At 43.6% G+C, this 11,080-nt stretch carries 10 protein-coding genes; 6 read left to right on the top strand and 4 right to left on the bottom strand.

Going from position 1 to position 11,080, the window contains the following annotated elements; genetic code table 11:
* The 5 genes from AB4135_RS06205 to AB4135_RS06225 all read left to right on the top strand — a co-directional run bounded on the left by AB4135_RS06205 (position 1) and on the right by AB4135_RS06225 (position 6,534).
* Entirely contained in the window at positions 1–1,143 is a 1,143-nt protein-coding gene (locus AB4135_RS06205) for an HDOD domain-containing protein (protein WP_371991235.1), read from the top strand.
* 522 nt (positions 1,144–1,665) lie between these two features.
* Complete coding sequence (locus AB4135_RS06210; RefSeq protein WP_371991237.1) at positions 1,666–2,883, top strand: aspartate aminotransferase family protein; 1,218 nt, start codon at positions 1,666–1,668, stop codon at positions 2,881–2,883.
* A 129-nt stretch (positions 2,884–3,012) separates the two neighbouring features.
* Positions 3,013–4,032, top strand: a complete 1,020-nt coding sequence (gene astA, locus AB4135_RS06215; RefSeq protein WP_371991238.1) for an arginine N-succinyltransferase — start codon at positions 3,013–3,015, stop codon at positions 4,030–4,032.
* 9 nt (positions 4,033–4,041) lie between these two features.
* A complete protein-coding gene (gene astD / locus AB4135_RS06220) occupies positions 4,042–5,502 on the top strand; it encodes a succinylglutamate-semialdehyde dehydrogenase (protein ID WP_371991240.1) in 1,461 nt (486 codons plus the stop codon).
* A gap of 234 nt (positions 5,503–5,736) precedes the next feature.
* Positions 5,737–6,534: a DUF1338 domain-containing protein gene (locus AB4135_RS06225; protein ID WP_371991242.1), complete on the top strand. Its 798-nt coding sequence runs from the start codon at positions 5,737–5,739 to the stop codon at positions 6,532–6,534.
* Positions 6,535–6,613: 79 nt separating this feature from the next.
* On the opposite strand, the gene AB4135_RS06230 is transcribed toward AB4135_RS06225, so the two are convergent.
* The 4 genes from AB4135_RS06230 to crp form a co-directional block, all read right to left on the bottom strand.
* The gene (locus AB4135_RS06230; protein ID WP_371991244.1) at positions 6,614–7,945 is read right to left on the bottom strand and encodes an ATP-binding protein; all 1,332 of its coding nucleotides are present in this window, start codon (positions 7,943–7,945) and stop codon (positions 6,614–6,616) included.
* Positions 7,942–8,616: a response regulator transcription factor gene (locus tag AB4135_RS06235; protein WP_371991246.1), complete on the bottom strand. Its 675-nt coding sequence runs from the start codon at positions 8,614–8,616 to the stop codon at positions 7,942–7,944. Before AB4135_RS06235 ends, AB4135_RS06230 begins: the two co-directional genes overlap by 4 nt.
* Before the next feature lie 110 nt (positions 8,617–8,726).
* The gene (locus tag AB4135_RS06240; protein WP_371991248.1) at positions 8,727–9,065 is read right to left on the bottom strand and encodes a PepSY domain-containing protein; all 339 of its coding nucleotides are present in this window, start codon (positions 9,063–9,065) and stop codon (positions 8,727–8,729) included.
* Between the two features lie 80 nt (positions 9,066–9,145).
* Entirely contained in the window at positions 9,146–9,781 is a 636-nt protein-coding gene (gene crp / locus AB4135_RS06245) for a cAMP-activated global transcriptional regulator CRP (protein WP_012278664.1), read from the bottom strand.
* 439 nt (positions 9,782–10,220) lie between these two features.
* On the opposite strand from crp, the gene AB4135_RS06250 reads away from it, so the two are divergent.
* Positions 10,221–11,003, top strand: a complete 783-nt coding sequence (locus AB4135_RS06250) for a tetratricopeptide repeat protein (protein ID WP_371991249.1) — start codon at positions 10,221–10,223, stop codon at positions 11,001–11,003.
* The last annotated feature ends 77 nt before the right edge of the window (positions 11,004–11,080 follow it).

Genomic DNA, 11,080 nt, shown 5'->3' on the forward strand with positions numbered 1-11,080 from the left:
GTGGCAATTTCAGTCGCGGGTGGAGTTAAGCCCGGAAAAATCGTTGAGCTAGAACATAGGTTGCAACACTTGCTGATTGTAGGCAAAAGTAAGCCTACAGCTATGGCGGGTGAAATTGATGCAGAGCTTGAGGTTAGCGCTAATAAACTTGAAATTGAACGAGAGGCTATTAGAGCGCGGATCGACAAGCAAAACAGGGCCCAAGCGTTATACAAAGCGGTGTCTACCCAGCTTATTACTAGCGTAAACCAAACCATTGATCATCAGTTAGCATCCATCGAGTTAGTGCTTGAACATTCAAGCCTTGATGAAAAGCAGGTTCTGTTGTTGGAAATGCTCTATTGCAAACAAGTCGATCTGGTAAAAATACGGCCATTGGTGATGGCATTGCCTTGGTTGCAACGCGATCTTATTAATATGATCAACAGTCCGACATTTAGACATCGTCGTCCAAAGTCTTCTGAAATCCAAGTCACCGATATTAAGTTGGTACTCAATTATATTGGAATTGAAAATCTACAGGCATTGATCCCCTATTTTTGCCTACGAAACCTTATGCCCACTGGTCAACCTCAGTTGCTGTGGGTCACTCGCAAGCTTTGGCGTTATAGCATTATCACCGCGATAGCGGCGCAAGCATTGGTTGAGTTGCACGGTAACGACCGCGCATTCCTCTATAGCTGCAGTTTGATGAATCAACTGGGTAACTCCAGTGTTATTAGTAATTGTGCCAAGCTGTTCGATACGACTTGGGGAACTTGGCTCAGAGAGGCAAGCGCCAGTCGTGATAAAGCACTTTACGATGCCGTGATGGCGACCGAGTTTCCTGCATTGGATGTGTACCAACAGGTGTTGAAACATAGTGGTTTATTGAATTGGCAGTTGTTGGAACAACTTGATTTTGAGCAAAGCCGTCTAACAAAGACTCTCAAGTCGATGAATACCAGTTTGAAATATGCTGACCTGAACGATGACGCAAAGTTGTTAGAGAGAGCTAACTGTTTCGCTCGTGTTTATCTGTTACAGGAGTCTGGAAATATTACCGCTGCAGAGCGACGGATAATGTATGACTATTATGAGCTTTCTGAGCAAGAGCTGATCCGATTGAATGCGCAAAATTACCGTAAGCTGTCCTTAATCTGATGTTAAATAAATAACGCGAAAGCATTATCAAAAAGCACATCGGCTATTCTCTATCATTGCTAATGCTGAATGAGTATATAGACGTCCATACATCTGCCAATTATAGTCAAAAAATAGTATACAATTTTTTATAAAAAAGGCTATTTTGGTTAGTTAATCATGTACTGGCTAAAAAAGTGACGAATTAATGCTTTATAGCGCGATAACGGCCAGATAGGCCTTGCTAATTATTCAATAAGTTTGAATATTTAGCGATTAGTGGCTCTAGATAACTTTTTTATGACTAAATATGCTTAAACCCACGCCATATCTGCGTTGATAATTCAGTTCTGCAAATCTTTATGCACTATTAAGGCTGAACAGCTCTTAGAAGGTTGTGAAAAACTGGTATTTTGATCACATTTTCGCTAATAATGTCCTCCTAGCAAAACAAACAACCGCGATGTCACCTACATAAGATAAAGGCATCAAGCGGAAAACGACTGCATAAAAGTAGTCGCAAATTAGAAAGGATGAGAAAGAATGAGCGTTAACACTAATCTAACACGTGCCCAGTTTGACGAAGTTATGGTGCCTAACTATGCGCCTTCAGCTGTAATCCCTGTTCGTGGCGAAGGTAGCCGAGTTTGGGATCAAGAAGGTAAAGAGTTTATCGACTTCGCTGGTGGTATTGCGGTTAATTGTTTAGGTCATTGTCATCCAGCTTTGGTTGGTGCGCTAAAAGAGCAGGGCGAAAAGCTTTGGCACCTATCTAACGTTATGACTAACGAGCCAGCGCTTGAATTAGCGAGCAAGCTTGTTGAAGCAACATTTGCTGACCGTGTTTACTTTGCCAACTCTGGCGCAGAAGCAAACGAAGCAGCGCTTAAGCTTGTACGTCGTTACGCGATGGATAAGTTTGGCGCTGAGAAAGATCAAATCATCGCATTTGATAAAGCATTCCATGGTCGTACTTTCTTCACTGTAAGTGTCGGTGGTCAAGCGGCATATTCTGACGGTTTCGGTCCAAAGCCACAGAGCATTACTCACGTACCATTCAATGATATTGCTGCTCTAGAGGCAGTATTTTCTGACAAAACTTGTGCTGTAATGATGGAGCCTCTTCAAGGTGAAGGTGGCATTATCGATGCAGATCCTGAATTCCTAAAAGCGGTACGTGCACTTTGTGATAAGCACAATGCGCTGCTGGTATTTGATGAAGTTCAAACTGGTGTTGGTCGTCTTGGTGAGCTTTATGCTTACATGCGCGGCGATGTGGTACCTGACGTACTGACTACAGCTAAAGCACTTGGTGGTGGATTCCCAATCGCAGCTATGCTGACAACTAAAGAGATCGCAGATCATCTTAAGATTGGTACTCACGGTTCGACATACGGTGGTAACCCACTAGCATGTGCAATTGGTAATGCAGTACTTGACGTTGTTAACACTCCTGAAGTGTTAGATGGCGTTAAAAAGCGTGAGCAGTTGCTACGTGACGGTCTAAACAAGATCAATGATAAGTACGACGTATTCACTGAAGTACGTGGTCAAGGCCTATTACTTGGCGCAGTCGTTAATGAGAAGTACCAAGGACGCGCTAAAGAGTTCTTAGTAGCCGGTATCCAAGAGGGCGTTATGAGCTTGGTAGCGGGTGCAAACGTGGTACGTTTCACTCCTTCTCTGGTTATTCCAGAAGCAGACATCGCGGAAGGCCTAGCGCGTTTCGAGCGAGCAGTCGCTAAAGTAGTCGCAGCCTAATTGGCAAACGAGGCGCTAGAGCATTCTAGCGCTTCTTTTTTGTCTTTAGGATACTTGTTGCTTAGCTCTTAACATTGGCTTATTAAGCGCTGTAGAGCTAATAGCAAGCGATAGTGAGGAGACTCCTAGATGTTAGTTATACGTCCAATTCGATCCACTGATTTTGACGCGCTATACCAAATAGCAGAAGAGTCAGGACATGGATTCACATCTTTACCTGTAAACGAAGAGCTTCTTCGAAGCAAAATTGCACGAGTTGAAGCATCGTTTACCAAACAGGTTGATAAGCCTTTTGACGAAGGCTATTTAATGGTGCTTGAAGATACGGCTACCGGTGAAGTTATCGGTACTTGTGGTATTGAAGCTGCTGTGGGCATGGAAGATGCTTTCTACCATTACCGCCTTGGCACTGAAGTTTATCATTCAGAGCAGATTGATGTGCGCAACGAGGTTGAGACTTTGACTTTGTGCCACGACTACACAGGTGCAGCTGAGCTGTGTACTTTATTCCTGCGTGGAAGTTATCGCAAAAACAACAATGGTCGCATGTTATCACGTAGCCGATTTTTGTTTTTAGCTCAGCATGCAGCACGTTTCGGTGAAACCGTAATTGCTGAAATGCGCGGTGAGAGTGACGATGACGGCAACTCACCTTTTTATGACTGGTTGCAAAAACACTTCTTAGGCATTGATTTTATTGAAGCCGATTACCTTTCAGGCTTAGGAAAAAAAGCATTTATGGCTGAGATGATGCCAAAGAATGCTGTCTATGTTTGTTTGTTACCAGAAGAAGCACAAAAAGTGATTGGTGAAGTGCATGCCAATACTCGACCTGCACTTAACTTATTGCAAGCTGAAGGCTTTAGATGCCGTGGCTACGTCGATATATTCGATGGTGGCCCGACTGTAGAGTGCAATTTAAATGATATTCGCTCGGTTCGCGAAAGCCGACTGCTGACAGTATCCATTGGTGATACACCAGCGGCTGCAACCAGCTATATCGTTGCAAATACTCAACTTGAAAATTACCGCGCTACAGCTGCAGAGTTAGCTGTATCAGAAGACAACGACAACGTGATCTTAGATGCTGAAACCGCTGCAGGCCTTATGGTTGCAGAGGGTGAGCAGATCCGTGTCTTGGCAATGTAGGATTAGAAAATGACACAATTTATTGAAGGTAAATGGACCGCTGGTTTAGGTCACGAAGTGACATCAATTAACCCAGCTAACCAAGAAGTGATCTGGAGCAGTAAAACAGCGACGCTAGAGCAGGTCAATACTGCAGTAGATGCTGCGCGTAGCGCTCAGTTTGATTGGTTTATGCTTGGCTTTGAAGCGCGTTTAGCCATTGTTGAAGCGTACCGTGACCAACTTGAAGCAAACAAAGCTGAAATGGCTGAAGTGATTGCACAAGAAACCGGTAAACCGCAGTGGGAAACAGCGACTGAAGCTGGCGCTATGATCGGCAAAATCGGCTTGTCTGTAGCGGCTTTTCATAAGCGTACCGGCACATCTGAAAATGACACTCCAGCCGGCCGCGCGGTATTGCGCCATAAGCCACACGGCGTGGTGGCAGTATTTGGTCCTTATAACTTCCCAGGTCACTTACCAAATGGCCATATCGTACCTGCATTGTTAGCGGGTAACACCGTGGTATTTAAGCCATCAGAGCTGACCCCAAAAGTGGCCGAGTTGATGCTTAAACTTTGGGAAAAAGCAGGTTTGCCAGCCGGTGTTATTAACCTTGTTCAAGGCGAAGTTGCAACTGGTAAGGCATTAGCGTCTCATCCACAAATCGATGGCCTGTTTTTCACTGGTAGCTCTCGCACAGGTCATATCTTGCATCAACAATATGCAGGCGACCCAGGTAAAATTTTAGCGCTAGAGATGGGCGGTAATAATCCGCTGATTATTAAAGATGTTGCAGATACTAAAGCTGCCGTGCATGACATTATCCAATCTGCTTATATCTCATCAGGCCAGCGCTGTACTTGTGCTCGCCGCCTATATGTTGAGAAAGGCGCAGCTGGCGATGCACTGCTTGAGCAACTGGCTGCAGCGGTTAAAAATATTCAAGTGGGTGCGTGGAATGCACAGCCTCAGCCGTTTATGGGATCGATGATTTCTGAAACTGCAGCAAAAGGCATGGTTGAAGCACAGCGTAACTTAGTCAACCTAGGTGCTACCTCAATGGTTGAGTTAACGCACCTAGAAGCGGGAACAGGTCTTGTATCTCCAGGTCTTATTGATGTCACTGATGTGATTGAACTGCCTGATGAAGAGTACTTTGGCCCACTACTTCAAGTGGTTCGCTACAGTGATTTTGACGAAGCAATCAGACTGGCTAACGCGACACGTTATGGTCTATCTGCCGGCATACTGGCCGATAGTCGTGAAGACTATGATTACTTCTTAGCGCGTATTCGCGCTGGTATTGTGAACTGGAATAAACAGATAACAGGCGCATCAGGTGCTGCACCATTTGGTGGTGTCGGGGCATCGGGTAACCATAGAGCAAGCGCATTTTATGCCGCTGACTACTGTGCCTACCCAGTCGCTTCAGTAGAAGCTGACGCTGTCAGCTTACCTGCAAAACTAAGCCCAGGTCTGAGCATTTAGTTTTACGGTTAAATCAAAAGGGAAGTGCTCGGGGCACTTCCCTTTTGTTTATATCAACTGCTTTTATGAACCATTAAAGCCGTTGAGCAAGTATCAACACTGTTGATGCAATGCAAATCTAGCAAGTACTAGCAGCTTCACCTACCAACCTAGGTGGGGCTGCTAAATCCCTCAAATGTGTACAGCCGGGTGACATAAACAAACAATAAGCACGCTGGCGTAAAGGAGTTAACGATGCACACTAATGTAAACGCGTTATTTGAAGCACTTTGGCAAGATTATATTGAGATGACCCCATCAGCCGCTAAAGTCCATCAGCTACTTTCAAAGGGCGAAACGATCATCAATGATCATATTGCACTGCGAACGTTTAATATCAGCAAGGTTAACCTTGATGTACTCGCTGCACATTTTGAATCTATCGGTTATGTTGCTTGCGGTGACTATAAATTTGAAGCTAAGAAGCTTAACGCTAAGCATTTTGAGCATCCTGACAGCACTCAACCAAAAGTATTTATCTCTGAGTTGTTGGTAGAAGAGTTCAGCGATGAGCTTCAGACAACGATTAAAGGCTTGATTGAGCAGGTTGATGAAACTGCAACAACAGCTGATAACTTCCTTTACTCTGGCCGCCATTGGGATCTAGATGCTAAGACTTATGAGTCGTTATTAGCTGAAAGTGAGTATGCTGCTTGGGTAGCGGCTTTGGGTTATCGAGCCAACCACTTTACGGTTTCAATTAATCACCTACCTAACTTTGACACCATTTTTGAAGTTAATGATGCACTTAAAGATGCCGGCTTTGTACTCAATGCGGTTGGTGGTGAAGTTAAGGGCAGCCCTGAAGTATTGCTAGAGCAATCTTCAACAATGGCGGATAAGATCAATGTTACCTTCTCAGACGCCGTGGTTGAGATCCCTAGCTGTTTTTATGAATTTGCCATCCGTTATCCTAAAGCCGACGGAGAGCTTTACACAGGCTTTGTGGCTGCGTCTGCGGACAAGATTTTTGAAAGCACTAACGTAAACTAAACTTTGCATTAGCTCGTGAACAAATTGAGTAAGAAAAAGCCGGAATCACTCCGGCTTTTTAGTGGATGAATGTTCGCTATTAATCACTAAAATCGAGTGTGACTTTCAAGCCCGGTAGGGTCTGACTGTGTTCGAACCGCAAGGCAATTTTGTATTGCTCTGCAATATCTTTGACAATCGATAGGCCTAGCCCATGCCCCATTGTCGCTTCATCTAGTCGTTTGCCACGGTGGGTTAGCTGTGCAAGCTCCTCGGTTTTAACACCGGGGCCATCATCCTCAATACTCAGCAATAGTTGCTGGTTATGATTGCTAATGCAGACCCTTATCTCACTGTCTGCCCATTTAAAGGCATTGTCTAACAAGTTACCGAGTAGTTCCATGCCGTCTTCACGGTGCATAGGTAAGCGGCTTATATCAGCAGGAATATTAAAACGGCAATTGATGCTTTTAGTACGATGAACCTTTTTGAGGGTTTGTGTCAGATCTTCAATATCTTTCGGTAACTGCATTTGGGCCGCAGGTAACATATCACCGGTAATTCGAGCGGCAGCAAGCTTTCTTTCTATCATTTTATGTACTAGGTCGAGTTGCTTTTGTAACGCCTCTGCGGCTTGAGGCTCTTGCAAACCTAATGCTTCAACCTGCTGTTGCATTACCGCCAATGGTGTTTTTAAACCATGGCTTAGATTGCCAAGATTATTACGACTGCGCTCAATCTGTTTGCTTGAATATTGTAAAAGTTCATTGTAGTTTGAGGCTAACGGTTGCAGCTCGAGTGGAATAGTATCTAAATCAAATGATGATATTTCACCTTCGCGCAATCTTGCTAGGGTATCTTTCATTTGATTTACCGGTTTAAAGGACTGACGTAGAACTAGGAAAATCCCCATTATCATGGTCATTAACATCACCAGGTTGACGATGAGTTTAGTGCCATAGATCTCTGAAAAAACCTTACGACCAATACTTAAGTCCTGCGCGACAGTAAGCGTTGCATTAAGCCCTGATGTTTCCGATTCGAGTCCAATGGATAATAATTGAATATCATGGTTTTGCGGACCTTTAGTCTGCCATGCGCGAGTTTCGCCTTTTTCTAAATCAACTACTTCTAGGCGTTGATCCCACAATGAGCGAGATCTTAGCTCTTGTTCGGGAAGGTCTAGCTGATAATAGCGGCCTGAATACACGGGCTTATAGAAATTGGAAAGTTGGCTTTGATCGATGCTAAAGGTACTGTCTTGAATATGGGTTGCAAGTAGGACTTGTTGGAGGTCTTCCTGCAATCTTGCGATAATTGAGTCATGAAAAGCTTGTCGTAACATCGACTCGAAAAAAATAATTGCCACAATCGTGGCAATTACGACTAAACCGGTTAACCATAGGCTTAGTTTGCTGCGGATTGAGATCATTGAACGATGCCGTGAAAAATATAGCCTTGGCCGCGGCGAGTCTCTATCGCAGTTTTACCTAATTTCTTACGCAGGTGAGTAACATAAACTTCAACAACGTTACTCTCTTTCTCATCGTCAAATTGGTATAACTTATCTGTTAACTGAGCTTTGGAAAGCAGCTTTTTAGGCGACATTAAGAATATCTTTAGTAGCCTAAACTCCATTGCCGTAAGCTCAAAGGTATTATCTGCCACGGTTACTGACTGTTGGCTTTCATCTAACGCAACACCTGCATAAGTCAGTTGCTTGTTAGGCGTATTTGCTTTTCCGTGAGCACGTTGAATTAAGGCTTGGATCCTGACCAGTAGCTCTTGAGTATGAAACGGCTTACCTAGATAGTCATCAGCGCCTGAGTTAAAGCCTTCTACCTTTTCATGCCACTGGCTGCGCGCTGTTAACATGATAACAGGCGTATGTATGCCTCGCTCACGCCAGCGTTCAAGTAGCTCAAGACCATTACCATCTGGCAGGCCAATATCTAGTATGACACAATCGTAGTTAGTCTCCTTTATCAGATAATCTGCTTCGCTAATTTTATCTGTAGTATCAGTGACGTAACCGGCTTGTTTTAGCTGTTTCAGCAGTTCTTCAACAAGTAGAGTGTTATCTTCAACAAGGAGTAATTTCATAAAGTTTGCTCTCAGTGGCGCCTGTAGAGTGTTTAACGCTTTGGCTTCGACAGGAGTGTTAACTCAAAAGTATGTGAACAGTGTAAAGGGAACTGATTTATAAGCCAATACTACAATGGTTTTGCAATGCAACTACTGGGTAACTCAGCTGGTGTTATCAATTGGCCATTGCTGGCATTTAGCGTCAAGTTAACAATTTGGCTTGCTTGAGTGCGGATCTGTACCTCATAGCGTAATTTACCATTTTGTTGATATAAATGGGCGTCAATGAGTTTACCGTGACAGATAGCCAGAACACCTGCAAGCGTGACATCAAGAGATAAAATCTTGCCGCCTTTCACCAGTTGCTGCGCTTGGTAGTGCTGCACTTCTTCAATTTGATTAGCGAATGCCGCGGTTGAGAGTTTTAGAAAGCAAACTAAAACGCTTAAATAAATGACAGCTTTCAAGCGATACTCCTAAAAAAATGGCCTGAGATAACTCTCAGGCCACTTTATCGAAGCTGTCTTAAACCGAGCTTAATACTGTATTAGCGTGTACCGTATACTACGATAGTTTTGCCATGAGCTTGGATAAGGCTTTGTTCTTCAAGCATCTTCAATATGCGACCAACGGTCTCACGAGAACAACCTACAATTTGACCGATCTCTTGACGAGTGATCTTAATCTGCATGCCGTCTGGGTGAGTCATTGCATCTGGCTGCTTAGCAAGATGAAGCAATGTTTGTGCAATGCGACCTGCCACATCTAAGAAGGCTAAATCACCTACTTTTTGGCTAGTACTGTGAAGACGGTAAGCCATCTGCGAAGAAAGCTTCATCAAAATTTCAGGATTAACCTGAATCAGCTGTTTGAACTTCTTGTATGAAATTTCTGCAATTTCACAAGCTTGCTTAGCGCGAACCCAAGCTGTACGTTCAGCTTGCTCTTCGAACAAACCTAATTCACCGATAAAGTCACCCTGGTTAAGGTAAGAGAGAATCATCTCTTTGCCTTCTTCGTCTTTAATCAAGACAGCTACAGAGCCTTTAACGATGTAATAAAGTGTATCAGAATCTTCACCAGCGTGGATCAAAGTGCTTTTGGCTGGGTACTTATGAATATGACAGTGTGATAAAAACCATTCCAAAGTAGGATCTGGTTTTGGCTTTCCAATCAGAGCCATGCCTATGTTCCTCGACTGATTTACGTTAAGAGTAAGAGTATGCTAATTAAGTATCTTACGTCAATTAAGCAGATGAAACCTTGATGGAAGTCTTACTTTAGACTTTATGCATAAAGGTAACTCGCTATCAAAATAGTCTTTTATTTTGATACATTAGTAATATATGTCAACTCATTACGACTTTTCAGGCAATAGTATGCTTAACTCTGCAAGCCATATCACATCCTGTTTGGTATATTTCTGGCAGCTAATGAGTGGTAGACAGCGGGTGTTGTTGATTGCAGTGTTTTTTTGAACTTCGTCAATAAAAATAATTCTCATTACTAGTTGAGGGTCTTTATTCTCGACATTTGTGGCAAATTCTGGCTAACTGCCAGTAAGCGCATTTCGGCAGCTACCAATAGTAATGTTTTGCTGGTTTGATTTAAAAGGAGCTCAAGTGAAGTTTAGACCTTGGATTTTAAATACTGTAGTGGTCTTTTTTATAACGGCGAGCGCAGCGGTTCATGCTTTTTCGATCCCTCAACCTAAAGGTGCTGAAGAGGCTAGCAGAGTCGCGCATATCCAGTTAAAAGCGGCTCAAGGTGATTTTGATGCACAATACTTGCTTGGGCTTATGTATCTTTCTGGTCGCTATGTTGAGCAAGACCATGGCGCTGGTATGGAATGGATTACGAGTGCAGCACAACAAGGTCATGCTAAAGCCCAACAAACGGTCGCTGACTTGGCATTTGAAGGTAGCATTGTATCTAGAGACCTGTCGACAGCAAAGCAATGGTACACAGCGCTGAGTAAGCAGGGCAATAAGTGGGCTGATTTTAGATTAGGCTTTATTTATGCTTCAGGCGGTGAAGGGGTTGAGCGTAACTGTGGTAAAGCTGTAGAACAGTTTAAATTAGTGGGCGATGAAGTCTCACTAGGCAATGTTGCATGGATTTTAGCGACCTGCCCTGAAGCTAAGTACCGCGATGGTGATCAGGCATTAGCGCTTTCGTTATCTTTGCTTGAGGCCAATGAAAAAGATCCGACTAACTTAGATAACCTTGCCGCTGCATATGCTGAGATTGGCGACTTTGACGCTGCGATTACGACTCAACAAAAAGCCATAGACGCATTAGCCGTTACATCTGACAAAAGCAAAGCGGGCGAGTTTATGCAGCGACTTGAAATTTATCAGAACTATGAGCCATACAGAGAAGTGGTTCCGCTAGTCGGCAAGTAAAACCAGTAGACACGATATAGCGCTCATTTGTTGGGCGCTTTTTTGTGGCTAGAATTAAGTAATACCAATTCCATTAA

The organism is Shewanella sp. 10N.286.54.B9, from assembly GCF_041468565.1.
Taxonomy (GTDB): domain Bacteria; phylum Pseudomonadota; class Gammaproteobacteria; order Enterobacterales; family Shewanellaceae; genus Shewanella.